15 protein-coding genes are annotated in these 13,780 nt (G+C 34.3%); all 15 read right to left on the minus strand.

What is annotated here, in order from left to right:
• Positions 1 to 29: 29 nt before the first annotated feature.
• The 15 genes from FF52_RS12315 to FF52_RS12390 all read right to left on the minus strand — a co-directional run bounded on the left by FF52_RS12315 (position 30) and on the right by FF52_RS12390 (position 13,721).
• The gene (locus FF52_RS12315; protein WP_008465892.1) at positions 30 to 479 is read right to left on the minus strand and encodes an acyl-CoA thioesterase; all 450 of its coding nucleotides are present in this window, start codon (positions 477 to 479) and stop codon (positions 30 to 32) included.
• The gene (locus FF52_RS12320; RefSeq protein ID WP_035691470.1) at positions 454 to 1,737 is read right to left on the minus strand and encodes an ABC transporter permease; all 1,284 of its coding nucleotides are present in this window, start codon (positions 1,735 to 1,737) and stop codon (positions 454 to 456) included. Before FF52_RS12320 ends, FF52_RS12315 begins: the two co-directional genes overlap by 26 nt.
• Positions 1,727 to 2,425, minus strand: coding sequence for an ABC transporter ATP-binding protein (locus FF52_RS12325; protein ID WP_008465897.1), 699 nt, complete (start codon positions 2,423 to 2,425; stop codon positions 1,727 to 1,729). Before FF52_RS12325 ends, FF52_RS12320 begins: the two co-directional genes overlap by 11 nt.
• 63 nt (positions 2,426 to 2,488) lie before the next feature.
• On the minus strand, positions 2,489 to 3,487 hold the full coding sequence (locus FF52_RS12330; protein WP_008465898.1) for a BtrH N-terminal domain-containing protein: 999 nt from the start codon (positions 3,485 to 3,487) through the stop codon (positions 2,489 to 2,491).
• Positions 3,488 to 3,892: a hypothetical protein gene (locus tag FF52_RS12335; protein ID WP_008465900.1), complete on the minus strand. Its 405-nt coding sequence runs from the start codon at positions 3,890 to 3,892 to the stop codon at positions 3,488 to 3,490.
• Between the two features lie 322 nt (positions 3,893 to 4,214).
• Positions 4,215 to 4,679, minus strand: a complete 465-nt coding sequence (locus FF52_RS12345) for a hypothetical protein (protein ID WP_008465902.1) — start codon at positions 4,677 to 4,679, stop codon at positions 4,215 to 4,217.
• 8 nt (positions 4,680 to 4,687) lie between these two features.
• A complete protein-coding gene (locus FF52_RS12350) occupies positions 4,688 to 5,119 on the minus strand; it encodes a hypothetical protein (RefSeq protein ID WP_008465903.1) in 432 nt (143 codons plus the stop codon).
• Complete coding sequence (locus FF52_RS12355; protein WP_008465904.1) at positions 5,119 to 6,252, minus strand: beta-ketoacyl-ACP synthase III; 1,134 nt, start codon at positions 6,250 to 6,252, stop codon at positions 5,119 to 5,121. The genes FF52_RS12350 and FF52_RS12355 overlap by 1 nt, the downstream gene beginning before the upstream one ends.
• Positions 6,253 to 6,269: 17 nt before the next feature.
• Positions 6,270 to 7,172: a hypothetical protein gene (locus FF52_RS12360; RefSeq protein WP_008465905.1), complete on the minus strand. Its 903-nt coding sequence runs from the start codon at positions 7,170 to 7,172 to the stop codon at positions 6,270 to 6,272.
• Between the two features lie 287 nt (positions 7,173 to 7,459).
• Positions 7,460 to 8,344: a lipid A biosynthesis acyltransferase gene (locus FF52_RS12365; RefSeq protein ID WP_008465906.1), complete on the minus strand. Its 885-nt coding sequence runs from the start codon at positions 8,342 to 8,344 to the stop codon at positions 7,460 to 7,462.
• Positions 8,345 to 8,599, minus strand: a complete 255-nt coding sequence (locus FF52_RS12370; protein WP_008465907.1) for an acyl carrier protein — start codon at positions 8,597 to 8,599, stop codon at positions 8,345 to 8,347.
• Positions 8,592 to 9,827 (minus strand): beta-ketoacyl-[acyl-carrier-protein] synthase family protein, encoded by a 1,236-nt coding sequence (locus FF52_RS12375; RefSeq protein WP_008465908.1) that lies wholly within the window; start codon positions 9,825 to 9,827, stop codon positions 8,592 to 8,594. The genes FF52_RS12370 and FF52_RS12375 overlap by 8 nt, the downstream gene beginning before the upstream one ends.
• Positions 9,828 to 9,910: 83 nt before the next feature.
• On the minus strand, positions 9,911 to 10,642 hold the full coding sequence (gene fabG, locus FF52_RS12380) for a 3-oxoacyl-ACP reductase FabG (protein WP_008465909.1): 732 nt from the start codon (positions 10,640 to 10,642) through the stop codon (positions 9,911 to 9,913).
• A gap of 95 nt (positions 10,643 to 10,737) precedes the next feature.
• Positions 10,738 to 11,949 (minus strand): WG repeat-containing protein, encoded by a 1,212-nt coding sequence (locus tag FF52_RS12385; protein ID WP_008465910.1) that lies wholly within the window; start codon positions 11,947 to 11,949, stop codon positions 10,738 to 10,740.
• A gap of 251 nt (positions 11,950 to 12,200) precedes the next feature.
• Complete coding sequence (locus FF52_RS12390) at positions 12,201 to 13,721, minus strand: HAL/PAL/TAL family ammonia-lyase (RefSeq protein ID WP_008465911.1); 1,521 nt, start codon at positions 13,719 to 13,721, stop codon at positions 12,201 to 12,203.
• Positions 13,722 to 13,780: the final 59 nt, after the last annotated feature.

Below are 13,780 nucleotides of genomic sequence, written 5' to 3' on the forward strand. Positions count from 1 at the left end.
TATTAATTCGTGAATTCGTGGCTAAAACTTTACTTCAATAGCCCAACTTTTCGTTTCCATTCCTCATAAAAAGGAGGATTCGTCAGCATTAAATTTCCTGCTGCATCTAAAAAAACCTGAGTCGTTTCTCCTGTGCAGGCCACTTCTCCTTTATCGTCAATAATTTTAAAACGGTATATCATTTTTGCTGCTGGAGTGTCAACAACCGTTGTTTCAATTGTTACTACATCTCCGTAACGCAAAGACAATTTATGTTCGCAGGTTGATTTTACAATTGGAGTTGTATAGCCTGTTGCTGCAATATCCAGATAAGTAAGTCCATGCTGGCGCCCAAACGCTTCACGTCCATCTTCGAAATACGTAATGTAATTGCCGTGCCAAACAATTCCAAGCGGATCTGTTTCGTTAAAACGAATCCTAATTTCGTGCGAAACGGTTAGATCTGTAGCTTCTTTAAACTGCTCTTTTCTTTTTATCATAAAATAATGCGATGGAAGTGGTAATAATGAAAAACAAAAATAACAAACTTATTCTTGGTATGATTTCGACGAAAGAAACGTTTCTAAGCAATACATCATAAAAAGCTTCTAATCCCCAGTTCATTGGAGATGATTTTGCGATATACTGCATGATTTTTGGCATTGCAAAAACAGGAACCCAAACACCGCCAATTGCGGCTAAAATGATCACACTTGTCGCGCCAAAAGGAGCCGATTGTTCTTGTGTGCTGGCTACAGTTCCTAATAAAATTCCGAACCCGATGGCAGCAAAACCTGAAAATAATGCGACAACACTTGTTAATACAAAATGACCTTCGATATTTAAAGAAGGCAATCCGATGGATGGGAATAAGAATACCGCAACGGCAACCATCATATAAAACTGAATCATACAAATGATCGAGTAGGTGATGGTTTTCCCGATAATGACAACGAGATTAGAAACAGGATTAGTTCTTAATCGAACAAAAGTTCCCTGCGATTTTTCTTTTACAATATTAATAGATAACGGAATCACGATAAAAAAGATCGCAAAAAGGGTCCACGCCGGAACGTTATGCTGAACGGAATTTGGACGAACTTCTTTGTTGTTTATTCTCGGAATTATTTCTTTGAATGTAATAAAGTTCTTTTGCTCAAAATCGATTGTTTCTTCTCCTAATTGTTTTTGAAAAGTCGAATAAATCGATTTGGTTTCAATCTGCGAAATCATTTTGTCGATCGAACTCATGACCGCATTTTTGAAACTCATTTGTACCGCTGGATCAAAATACAGTTTTACTTCTTTTTCTTTAATAACGCGCTGAGGTTCGGCAACTGTTGTACTGTCCGTCAAACCTAAATTGCTGACAATTTTCTCTACATTCTGATTTACTTTTTCCTGTAAATCAGAACTTAAGTTTTCTGGAATTACAATGGCCAGCTGAAATTTTCCTTTGTATACATTTTCTTTGGCAATTTCTTCGGTAATCGTTTTATTGTCAAGTTGGGTTACAACGGTAAAATATTTGCTTTTTTCTAAATTTTCAAAAACGGTTTTAGAAACAGATCCGTGGTCTTGATCAACCAAAAGAATCTCAAGTTTAGAATCGGTTACGGCTTTAAAAGTGCTGTCTTGGATTAAGGTTACGGCAATTACCAAAACCAAAGGCATGACAAATAAAATAATCAGTCCGCCTAAATCTCTTTTTAGCAAAAGGAATTCTTTTACTATCGACATCCAAATTTTATATATCATCTCTCAACGCTTTACCAGTTAATGAAATAAAAACATCTTCGAGGTTTCGAGCATCTTTTGTCGATTCAATTAATGCTGACGGAGTTGCTTGCGCATAAATCTGCCCTTGATCTAAAATCGCAATTTGAGAACAGAAATCTTCGGCTTCAGCCAAATGATGAGAAGTATAAATAATAGTCGTTCCGTTTTGGTTCAACACTTTTAAATAATCAATAATAGCAGTTTTAGAATGTACATCGACACCCACTGTTGGTTCATCCAAAAACAAAACTTTCGGATTATGAAGAATTCCTGCAATCAGATTTACACGGCGTTTCATTCCGCCCGAAAAAGTCTGAACTTGTTTATCGGCAAATTTCAATAAACCCAAAAGATCCAAAGTTTCGATTACTTTATCTTTTAAATCAGAACCTTTCAAACCATACATACTTCCAAAATAAAGAAGATTTTCTCTGGCTGTCAACGTTGGGTACAAAGCATATTCTTGAGGAACAACGCCTATGATTTTTTTAATTTTTGAAGCATGATGCTGATAGTCTAAACCATCAATGGTAAAATGCCCCGAAGTTGGCTTTACTAATCCGCAGAGCATGGAAATCAAAGTGGTTTTTCCAGCACCATTTGGACCGAGCAAGCCAAAAATCTGGCCTTCATTTATATTTAGCGAAACATTGTTCAAAGAATACATTTCTGCATTTTTGTACTTTTTCGAAAGGGATTCTATTTGAATGATAGACTGCAAAATAGTGTTTTAGCTGATCGCTTTTTTTAATTTTTTGAAAAAGATTTCTTCTCTATTGGCAATGTCCAAAAGTTCATTGGCAATAGTGTTGTAGGCATCTTCTTTGGCACTTCTATTTTTGTAGATTCGTGAAGCTTCAACAGCAAAATCACGCCATGAATCTCCAATTTGAGTCATTTCTTTAGAAAGTGTTTTTAATTCTTCATTATTCAAAATAACTGAAGCTTCCTGTAAAAATGCCGCATAAATAAAACGAAAACCACCGCCTCCGGTTCCAATTTCTTCTTGCATACGAACCATTTGCGCCAAATAATGATTGGCTTTTCTAACTCCGTGTTTTTTAGGCCATTTACGAATTTGGCGAGAAACCATTTTGATACCGCGAACACCAACAATTGGCATTGGCGCAAGCATATCTCGGCATGTATTTTTGATCCCTTTTATGATAGCGCTTTTTAAATCAACTTCTTTTGGGATTTGAATCGGATAGTACATTTGACCGCGTGGCGCAAAAGCTCCTTTGGCAAAACGTACCTTATTCATGTCTTCGTAAGTTAAAGTCGTAACGGTTTCCATAACAGGATCGCTCACTAAATACTCGGTTTCGGTTTTTCCGTAAACGACTAAATTGTGTGCGTTGAAATGAAAACGATATTCGTCAGGAAAATAACTTAAATTGTAAACGCCAACCTGTAATCCGGTTGGGATATTATTTTTTAAATTTTCGTCTAAAGCTTTATTCGCATTTGCTATAGAAGAAAATTTTTGTCTTTTTATTTTTAAATGTAAACGAGTGGCCACTTTATTGAAAATCTGTCCAGGCAAAGTTCTGTAACTGATTGCCGGTGCATGATTCACTTTTATAAAAGGCAGATATACAAAAAACAATCCAGAGCCAATACCAAAAACCATCGGTTCGCTAATGTTTAGTCCGCTGTTTTTTAGCAGATTTGACGCTACTCCATTCTCGCAATGAGCAGACTGATGATGTGTGAAAGTTAATTCCATTTATTTGGTAATGCTGTTTTTTAATTCTTCGATTGATACTCCAAAAGTATCAGCATATTTTTTCAGGATTTTATCGTTTAGTTTGGCAAAAACGCTTGGTTTAAAATGTCTTTTTACACGCCATTTCCAAAATCCCACATAACTGGATAATATGTTAAGATCCATTTTATTGGCTTCCATAAAATACACAATCGGACTTGCTTCGCCATTCAAAACCTGCTGTTTGGCATCGGCAATTCGCTCGTTTATTTCATCAATAGAATTTGAAAGCGCTATTGTTTTAGGTTCCCAGCCTGTACTTAAAGTTGTGGTATAATTACCGTTTTCATCTGTTGCGTACAAAAGTTCTTTAACGTTGTTTTTCGTTAAATTGCTTTGATCCTGAGGTACTTTATCTTTTTCCATTTTGCTAATTTAATTTATTAGAAACATACAGATTAAAACTATACATAAACTAATTATTAAAAATCCAAGATTTGCGAAAGCTAAAATTCGCTTTTTCTTCACGAATAAATAAATCATTTCTATCAACAATCCCAGATAAAACATTTGTGTTATTAGAAATGCGATTATAAATAATCCTAATCCACCGTCGACATGCCTGTGTTTCGTTTCGTCGCAATATTTATGAGGGTCAAAAGAAAAATGCCAAAACGCGAAAACCAAACCAAGCAAAAGGATCAGAATTCCGATTCGGATTACAAGATGTAAAATAATTTTCTTTGTATTATCCAACCGAAATTGTTTTTTGAATAAACAAGTTAATTTCGCATTCTAAGAGTATCTGGTCTTCAGCAGAACTTTGACAGCTCATTGTACATAAAGTATAATCGTCGCCAGTAAATTTCGAAACTAAATCAGCTTTGGTTATAATAGTCTCACCGACTTTTGGAAGCGCATGAATTTTTACATTTTTCAAAGCACTGATAAATCCGATTACGTTTACGTTTTCATTTTCAAGTCCGTTGTCGTCAAAAAAGTATTTTTTTCCAACAATTGCCGAACAAGTCTGAGCGGTGTTTTCGATTAAACCTGCTTCAATAAAAATATTGTTTTGAACGAAAATATTGTCTTCTTCAACAAGAAAAACAGTTTCTACTGAACTGGAATCAATATTCAAAATCAAATCCACCATAAGCATTGGTGCTCGGTGGGGTAAATAATTTTGTATGTCAACAGCAGTAGCCTTCATTATGGTTTTTATTTTGCCAAAACAGTTTTCATTTGTCCCCTGGCAATTTCTTCATTGTTTAATGTTGTTACAATATCCACCAAAGTAATTCCAGCAAATTCCTGTAGAATTGTTACTTCAGATTGAATATTGTCGTTTGTCTTTGGAAGCTCTTTAATCTCAATTTCTTTAATAGAACCAATGTAGCCAGTTGGGGCAATTTCGTTTCTTAAAAAATATTGATATCCCGTATGCAACGCTACAGACTGTGCCATATGTTCTATTAATCCCGCTTCAAGAAAAACATCATTTAATACGAAAATATTATCGTGCTTAATTTCTAAACCAGAAACCAAAGAAGTTTCAGAATAAGAATGCATAGCATCTACCATCACAAAAGGGAACTTTTGCGGCAATAAATTTTCTACCATTTCTTTTTCTAGAAGTGCCATTGTTTCCATTAGCAAACCGTTAAATATGCATAAGCAAAAGAGAATCTTCCGCTTTCTGGAACAGATAATAAAATTTTATCTCCTTTTTTCAAATTTCCTGAATTCATTAATTCTTCAAGAGCCAGGTAAATAGAAGCAGAGCCAACATTTCCAACTCTAGAAAGATTCATGAACCATTTGTCATCGCTCATTCCGATACCTTTTTCGTTTAATCCTTTCTTCAGTCCTTCCACAAAAAAGTTTGAAGAAACGTGAGGAATAAAGTAATTGATATCTTCCGATTTAATATTGTTTTTATCCATTGCCTCTTTCATGCTTTCTGCACCTTTAGACAGGATAAATTCGTCTAATAATTTAACGTCTTGTTTTATTGAGAAAACAGATTCGTTCAGCCATTGTTCTGGAGAATAATCGCTCCAGCCTTTAATTTCTCCATTTTCCAATTTATCACCTCCAGCGTACATGCACGTTTCCAATTCGTACGCATACGAAAAAGCTTCCATCCATTCGATTTTTAGCGAAATCGGTCCTCTTGGTTTATTTTCTAATAAAAAAGCTCCAGCACCATCAGATAACATCCAGCGAAGGAAATCTTTTTTGAAGGCAATGATTGGCTGTTCTTCAAGGCTTTTTAAATTGTCAGCCTCGTGATTGTATTTTTGAGCATTTAGCCAGGTAGAAACTTTTTCAGATCCTGTGCAGATTGCATTTTTTGAATTTCCAGATCTAATAGAAAGAAAACCAAATTTAAGAGAGTTCATTCCAGCACAGCAAACTCCAGTTGAAGAGTTTAATTCTACCGATTTGTTTTTTAGCAGACCATGAACCATCGCAGCATGCGAAGGCAGAAAAATGTCGGGAGTTGAGGTCCCACATGAAAGTACTTCTAAATCCTGAGGCGTAAAATTTTCGTCGAATAACGGTAAAATAGCATTTCTTGTTAATTCGGCATTACTATGAGTGCTCTTTCCTTCTTTGTCAACAGCGTAATATCGGCTTGTAATTTTATTGTTGCGCAAAATAATACGTCTTGCTTTTGAAGCAGTATCATTGATAAGGCCTAAGTAGGCTTCCATTTCGTCATTTGAAACGGCTTCGTTTGGCAAATACTTTGCAGCTTTTGTAATATATACTTCAAACATAATCTAAATTTCGTCTTCTAAACTCCCTGATAATATTGAGTTTCCTTTTTTATTTTTTTGAACTTAAGCGGATAGGTAATAAGGTGCAATATATACACTATTGGTGAAATTAACCATATCGCAAGGAATAAATAAATATTAAATACTTTAAGCAGCTGTTTTCGCTTTTTTTGATTTTTATAAATGATGTTTGACCATTTATTAAAAATTTTATTGGCCGTTTTGTCAACAGTCACTAAATAGGAACTTATTTTTACAGCGCCAGCCTCGACCAATTTTGGGTGTAATTGCGTTAAATTATCTTTTTGCAAAGAATCAAGCATGATTTCTCCAAACTGACTCGATTCTTGTATGTCTTTTTCTGAAACTCCTGGAAGCGGAAAAATACCTAAATATTTTTTCTTTACTCCAGAAAACATCCATTCTACAATCGTTATAACGCTGATTAAATTTCCAACGCGGTCTACCAAAGCTACATTTCCAACCAAATTGGCATTGGCTTTTCTTAGCAGAACTTTGATTTTTTCCTGAGCCATTATCCACATGTTTCTTGAACCGCTTATGGTGATAACAGGTGTATTGTTCAAAATTTTCTTGGCATCGTCACTTTTCAAAAATGAATTGATTGGAATTGAAGGCGATAAATACCAAACCTGATAATGAAATAAAATTAAGTCAAACTTTGTGTTTAAGATTTCTTCTGGAACAGGTTTTAATGCAGTCGGAATCTGTAAAAACGATTCTGGAAACGCATCAAAAAATGATTCTTTGTTCCAAGGAAACGGAAACGGTTTCTCCAATTGTATTTCGTGAAAAGTAAGATTTATTTCTTCTGAATTTAGAAACGGTTTTGCAATATTTCTTGCAATAGATTCCAATTGTCCAGATTGAGAATAATAAATTACGAGAACATTTTTCATTAGGTCTTTTTGGCTTTGGTGGTTCGCAAAAGTAAGTAAATTTATTTAAACGAATTTTCTTAATTCGACCAACGTTTTTTATTAGCCACGAATTCACGAATTATTCAAAATGCTGGAATGCTGAATGATTTTGTATAAATTATGAATGATATTTTATTTCACGAATGATGATTCGTGCAAAAGTTTTGATTTTTACAAAAACAGATTAATGAAAATTGGTGAAATTCAGGATTAAAATTTCGACACAAATGATTAGCGAAAATTCGTGAATTCGTGGCGGAAAAAATTTAAGACTCCTTTATACCGTTCCAAAAATCAAAATAATTGAACCATTGCAAAGGGTATCGATGAAGGATGCTCTCTACGCTTTTTACATATTCTTTCAAAAGCGCTTTTTCGTCACGGTGTTTTACTTCGGCTTCTCTTGCGTACAAATGATAATGAAGATTTGGTTCTTTCATTACATACACAAAAACTACAGGAACTTTTAATCTTGAAGCAATTAAAAATGGACCCGCAGGGAAATTGGCTTCTTTGCCTAAAAGATTCTCAGAAAGTGATTTTGTTCCTTCAAAATAACGGTCACCTGTAAAGCAGATCAGTTCGTTTTTGGCCAAAGCAGCATTGATCTCAAAAATATGAGAAAGATCTTCTTTGATGATAATAAATTTTACGGTAGGTTTTTTAGAAACGCTTTCCAGATAATTTTTAATGGCAGAATGTTCTAAATCTGTTGTAACAAGATTGATTTGGAAATCAAGGTCGATTTCTCCAAAAAAATGTTCTGCAATTTCAAAATTACCAACATGAGCGCTAATTAAAACACCGCCTTTTTTCTCGGCAAGTAATTTTTTTAGTGTTTCTATTCCATCAAATTCGTACGTGAATTTGTTGCGCATTCCTGCCGAAATAGAAATTTTGTCAATAATGGTTTGCCCAAAAGTATAATAGCTTTTGAAAACCATCTTTTTAGATTTGAAATAGGAATACTGAAGTCTTTCTTTAAAATAATAAAAAATGGCTCTGTTGCTTTTTTTTAGAAATAAAAAATAATAAGAAGCAACAAAGTAAAGTAAGACATAAGCAGCTTTTACACCCGCTTTTTGAATTAAAAAAACGAATATTTTATAACCTAAAACAGTTCCTTTGGATTTACCATCCCATTGACTCATTTAAGCTGATTTGGCTTTGATTTTAGTTTCGATTAAGTCATAAAAACTTTGAAAATCAGAAATTCCAACAAAATCTGCTTCAACTAGTTTTACACCAAAGTTTGCCTCTATTGAAACGACTAAGTCAACATAATCCAGACTGTCTAACCCAAGTGTATCTTTTAAATTAGCATTTGGTTCAATGTCGTCATTATCAACTTCAAATTCATCAACTAAAAAACCATTAATTTTTGCTATAATCTCTTCTTTATTCATTGTTCAATTTAAACTTTTTAACCACCAACGCAGAGTTGGTTCCTCCGAAACCGAAAGAATTGGACAAAAATATGTCAAATTTTTTGTTTAACGTAGTTTTAACTAAATTTAATTTTGACGCATCTTCGTCTGGGTTTTCCAAATTGATGTTTGGTGCAATAAAATCGTGCTGCATCATTAAGATAGAATAAATGATTTCGCTTGCTCCGGCCATCCAGCATTCGTGGCCTGTCATAGATTTTGTAGAGCTTACCGGAGGATTTTTTTCTCCAAAAACTTCAAAAATGGCTTTTGCTTCATTTGCATCTCCAACAGGAGTTGAGGTGGCATGAGCATTTATATATTCAATATCCGAAGCTTCTAATTTTGCATCGTCAAGTGCGCGTTTCATTGCTGTCGCAGGCCCTTCGACGTTTGGAGTTGAGATGTGTCCTCCGTTTGAAGAAAATCCGTAACCGCCAATTTCTGCGATAATATTGGCACCGCGCGCAATTGCAGATTCGTAACTTTCAAGAATTAAAGTGGCTCCTCCGCCACTCGGGATAAGTCCATCACGACCAGCATCAAAAGGTCTTGACGCTTTTGTTGGATCTCCTTCTCTGTTAGAAAAAACACCTAATCCGTCAAAACTGCTCATTGCATATTTATTGATTTCTTGAGCTCCGCCAGTAATTACAATGTCTTGAAAACCGCTTTTAATTAAAAAATAAGCCAAACCAATAGAGTGAGAACCGCTTGCACAGGCCGCACTAACGGTAAGATTGATGCCACGAAGTTTAAAAATCGTGGAAAGATTCATCGTAACGGTAGAATTCATCGATTTGAAAATGGCTCCAGAACCAATTAGAGCAGTATCTTTTTTTTCGCGTATAATATCTGTTGCATCAATAATAGCTTTAGAAACACTATCGTTTCCGTACATAATACCTACTTCGTGAGTATCAAAAAAAGCGTCATCAATATTCGCATTTTTCAATGCTTCTATAGTGGCCATATAAGCATATTCGGTTTCTTCGCCGATGCTCATACGTTGTCTTCTTGTCAATAAATTTTTAAGATCGGTTTTCGGAACCATTCCTGTCAAGGCCGATTGAAAACCAAATTCTTTTCGTTCAGAATCAAACTGAATACCAGATTTTCCTTCGTACAACGAATCTTTTACTTCGTCTAAAGAAGTTCCGATACAAGAATAAATTCCCATTCCAGTAATTACAACTCTTCTATTCATCGTCTTTCAAAAGTAATTTTTTATCCTTAAAGTGTAATTTATATGTTTAACAATCTTAAAATAATCTCGCAAACATACCATTCTTAAGAATATATTCCGCCGTTTATATTGATAATTTCTCCTGTAATATAGCTTGCTTTTTTAGAAATCAAAAAGCTTACCAAATCTGCTACTTCTTCTGCTTCCCCAAAACGATTTACCGGAATTAATTTTAATAATTCTTTTTCGTCCAGTTGGCTCGTCATATCGGTTCTGATAAAACCTGGAGCAACAGCATTTACAGTAATATTTCTTTTGGCAACTTCTTGCGCTAGGGCCTTAGTTGCTGCTACGATCGCACCTTTTGCCGCAGAATAATTGGCTTGTCCTGCAGTTCCTTTTACTCCAGAAACCGAAACCATATTTACGATTCGGCCATATTTATTGCGTAACATTTTTTGAATAAAAAATTGCGTAACATTAAAGAAACCGTTAACACTTGTGTTCATAACGCCGTTCCAGTCTTCTGGTGTCATCCACATAAAAAGACCATCTTTGGTAATTCCGGCATTGTTTACAATGGCTTCAACCAATTTTTCAGGATTGGCTTCCTGCCAAGCTGTTAAAACATTTTGTACTTCTTCAAAATTAGAAACATCAAATCCTAAGATTTCGCCTGTTGCACCTAATTTTTGTACTTCTTGCAATGTTTCTTCGGCTGCCGTTTTATTCGAATGATAGTTAATCAGAATATGATAATCGGATTCTACGGCTAGTTTTTTACAAATCGCACTTCCAATTCCTCTCGAACCGCCTGTTACTAATACACATTTCATTTAATGTTGGTTTTATTTTTATTCGTCATAAATGAAACCGCGTTATAGAATGCGATTTCATTTATGCAAATTTCTAATTTATTTGGAGATAAATATTATTTCTTTTTTTTCGCTGCTGGTTTTTTTGCTACTGATTTAGTTTCTTCTTTTGGTTTTTCGGCTGGAGCTGCAGCAGGCTGAGGTTTTTCTGCACTTTTAGAAAACAGTTCCGCATTTTCAAACCATTGGTTGGCCAAAACTGTTCCGTCAGGTTTAAGAAATCCCCATTTTCCTTCGTTTTTTACTCTGGCTACACCACCAATAAATCCTTTGTCTTGTTGTGTAAACATTGCAATAATAGCATTTGCAGTGATCCCATATTGAGTAGGGATTACTAATTTTCCAGATTCATTAATGAATCCCCAATTGCTTTCTTTTACTGGAGCCAGACCGTTTGTACTGAAAACTTCGGCATCGTTGTAAGTTGGTTCGATTACAAATTTCCCCTGTGGGTTAATGAATCCCCATTTTTTTCCAACTAAAACTGGAGCTAAATTTTTTGAGAACGCTTTTCCTTTATCATAAATAGGAAGAATTACCCAATTTCCTTTTAAATCTATATATCCGATTTTTCCGTTTTTCTTAGCGTAAGTCAAATCTTGAGTTTCAAAATCCCAGATTTTTTCAGCTCCGTCAACCGGGATAAATTTTCCGCCGCTTACCAATCCGAAAGTTTTGTCTTTTCTTGCCCAAGTTGTTCCTTTAAAATAGTTTCCAACTTCGGCATAAATAGGTTCAACCAATTCTTTTCCGTTAGTATCAATAATTCCCCAGTTTTTGTTTAATTCAACTCTGGCGTACCCATTTTCAAATGGTTTGATCTGGTCGTATTTTGGTTCTAAAACCACTCCCATTTTATTGTTGATTAGCCCAACTTTATTATTTTGTCTGATAAAAGCAACGCCGTCATTAAAATCAAATAATTTTTCTGAAGCAGGTGCTTTTTGAATTTCTCCTTTTGTATTAATGTAAACCCAGTCTTTGTCTTTTTGTACAACTGCAATTCCGCTGTTAAAATCTTTAGCATCTTTAAAATCGGCTGGAATTACCCAGCTTCCTTTTGCATCGATAAATCCCCATTTTCCGCCATTTTCTACAGCTGCTAAACCTTCAGAAAAACTTCTGGCAGATTTATATTGAGGCTCAATTTTAAAAGATCCGTCTTTAGACAGATATCCAATTTTAGCATTTTTCTTAACTAATGCTAATTCTTGGCTATTAACAAATTGAATGCAGGATAGCAATAAAAAAACAAGTGACTTTTTCATGGTTTTAAGATTCAATATTAATACTGTAAATTAAAGATTTTTAACTGTTTTAAACCTTTGGATGAAATTACAAATTAACCAAGATTTAATTTAACATAGAAACATAGTTTTTCTTTGTCAATAAAAGGCGTTTCACTTTTTTGAAATAAACATAGCTATATGTGAAAACTAGTTTTTTCTTTTACCTTTTTTCTTTTATTTAAAACTAAAAACTATTGTTTCTATTTGTTTAAAAATAATTACAACCACAGTTAACTGTTGATCAAATAATCTTTTACTTTTTGAACAAAAGGATACATTACTTGATCTTCTTTAAATTCTGGAATTATATTTCTGATATCGTCGTACCATTTTTTAGTCGTAGACGAGATCTGATCTTTTTGTTTCAAATAATCAATTGCCTGAACAATAGTGATTAATTCGATTGCTAAAACTTCAAAAGAATTTTCGATAACTTTTGATGTAATTACTGCCGCATTGGTTCCCATACTCACAATGTCTTGGTTGTCATTGTTGTTTGGAATACTGTGCACATACATTGGGTTAGATAATGTTTGGCATTCTGCAGTGGTTGAAGTGGCAACGAACTGAACACCCTGCATTCCGAAATTAAAACCTAATGTTCCTAAGTTTACGAATGGGGGAAGAATTTCGTTGATTTTAGAATTCAATAAATAATTCAATTGGCGTTCTGCCAACATCGTTAATTTCGTAATAACGATTTTCAGTTTATCCATTTCAAGCGAAATGTAATCTCCGTGGAAATTTCCGCCGTGGTAAACGTGTTTGTTTTTCACGTCGATGATTGGATTATCGTTTGCCGAGTTAAATTCGTCTTCCAAAATAGAAGCGACATTATTAATAGTTTCTAAAACTGGCCCAAGAATTTGAGGAACGCATCTTAATGAATAATATTCCTGAACTTTTTCTTTGAAGATTTCTTCGGTGTTTTCGCCAGAATATAAATGGTCTTCTCTTTTACGGATCAAAGTACTGTCAGAAAGATTTTGTCTCATTCTTTCAGCAACTTCCTGTTGTCCTTTATGACGTTTGGTTTGGTTTAATTCTTCTGAGAAATGATCATCGTAAGCTTGAACTAATTCGTTAATTGCACAAGAAGCTTTTAACGACCAGTCTAATAATTTTTTTGCATAATGAACATTTACTACTCCAATTCCTGTCATTACAGAAGTTCCGTTGATTAACGCCAAACCTTCTCTAATTTCTACTTGAATGGGTTTTAAACCTTCAATTTCGAAAACCTCTGCTGTTGCGCGTCTTTCACCTTTATAAAAAACTTCGCCTTCGCCAATTAAAACCAAAGCCAAGTGTGATAATTGCACTAAATCTCCGCTGGCACCAACACCACCATGTTCAAAAATTAAAGGCGTAATATCTCTATTGATTAATTCTGCCATTAAATGAATTACAGAAGAATGAACGCCTGAGTTCCCTAAAGAAAGTGTATTTAACCTTGCCAAAATTGCTGCTTTTGCGCACTCAGCATTTAAAGGTTTTCCAGTTCCAGAAGAATGGCTTCTGATTAAATTATATTGCAATTGAATTTGGTCTGACTCCTTAATTCTGTATTGAGCCATTGGACCAAATCCTGTATTTACTCCGTAGATTACTTTATTTCCTGAGAATTCTTTTAAGAAATTAAAACTTTCGTTTACTCGATTTAAGACCACATCGCTTATGGCAACTTTGTTTTTTCCAAAGATTATGGCTTCAAATTCTGCTAAACTTAGATATTCATTTATTGTATTCATCAAATCGATTTTGGTTGCGCTAATTTAATTTTATTTATCAAAATAAATGTAGTTATTTT

It is taken from the genome of Flavobacterium sp. F52 (assembly GCF_000278705.1).
In the GTDB taxonomy this organism is placed as follows: Bacteria; Bacteroidota; Bacteroidia; order Flavobacteriales; family Flavobacteriaceae; genus Flavobacterium; species Flavobacterium anhuiense.

What these genes read in the sequence shown, in the direction of transcription:
- FF52_RS12330 (WP_008465898.1), bottom strand. Translation starts at nt 3,487, where the DNA reads ATGGAATTAACTTTCACACATCATCAGTCTGCTCATTGCGAGAATGGA.
- FF52_RS12355 (WP_008465904.1), bottom strand. Translation starts at nt 6,252, where the DNA reads ATGTTTGAAGTATATATTACAAAAGCTGCAAAGTATTTGCCAAACGAA.
- fabG (WP_008465909.1), bottom strand. Translation starts at nt 10,642, where the DNA reads ATGAAATGTGTATTAGTAACAGGCGGTTCGAGAGGAATTGGAAGTGCG.
- FF52_RS12360 (WP_008465905.1), bottom strand. Translation starts at nt 7,172, where the DNA reads ATGAAAAATGTTCTCGTAATTTATTATTCTCAATCTGGACAATTGGAA.
- FF52_RS12315 (WP_008465892.1), bottom strand. Translation starts at nt 479, where the DNA reads ATGATAAAAAGAAAAGAGCAGTTTAAAGAAGCTACAGATCTAACCGTT.
- FF52_RS12375 (WP_008465908.1), bottom strand. Translation starts at nt 9,827, where the DNA reads ATGAATAGAAGAGTTGTAATTACTGGAATGGGAATTTATTCTTGTATC.
- FF52_RS12370 (WP_008465907.1), bottom strand. Translation starts at nt 8,599, where the DNA reads ATGAATAAAGAAGAGATTATAGCAAAAATTAATGGTTTTTTAGTTGAT.
- FF52_RS12385 (WP_008465910.1), bottom strand. Translation starts at nt 11,949, where the DNA reads ATGAAAAAGTCACTTGTTTTTTTATTGCTATCCTGCATTCAATTTGTT.
- FF52_RS12325 (WP_008465897.1), bottom strand. Translation starts at nt 2,425, where the DNA reads ATGTATTCTTTGAACAATGTTTCGCTAAATATAAATGAAGGCCAGATT.
- FF52_RS12320 (WP_035691470.1), bottom strand. Translation starts at nt 1,737, where the DNA reads ATGATATATAAAATTTGGATGTCGATAGTAAAAGAATTCCTTTTGCTA.
- FF52_RS12335 (WP_008465900.1), bottom strand. Translation starts at nt 3,892, where the DNA reads ATGGAAAAAGATAAAGTACCTCAGGATCAAAGCAATTTAACGAAAAAC.
- FF52_RS12390 (WP_008465911.1), bottom strand. Translation starts at nt 13,721, where the DNA reads ATGAATACAATAAATGAATATCTAAGTTTAGCAGAATTTGAAGCCATA.
- FF52_RS12345 (WP_008465902.1), bottom strand. Translation starts at nt 4,679, where the DNA reads ATGAAGGCTACTGCTGTTGACATACAAAATTATTTACCCCACCGAGCA.
- FF52_RS12350 (WP_008465903.1), bottom strand. Translation starts at nt 5,119, where the DNA reads ATGGAAACAATGGCACTTCTAGAAAAAGAAATGGTAGAAAATTTATTG.
- FF52_RS12365 (WP_008465906.1), bottom strand. Translation starts at nt 8,344, where the DNA reads ATGAGTCAATGGGATGGTAAATCCAAAGGAACTGTTTTAGGTTATAAA.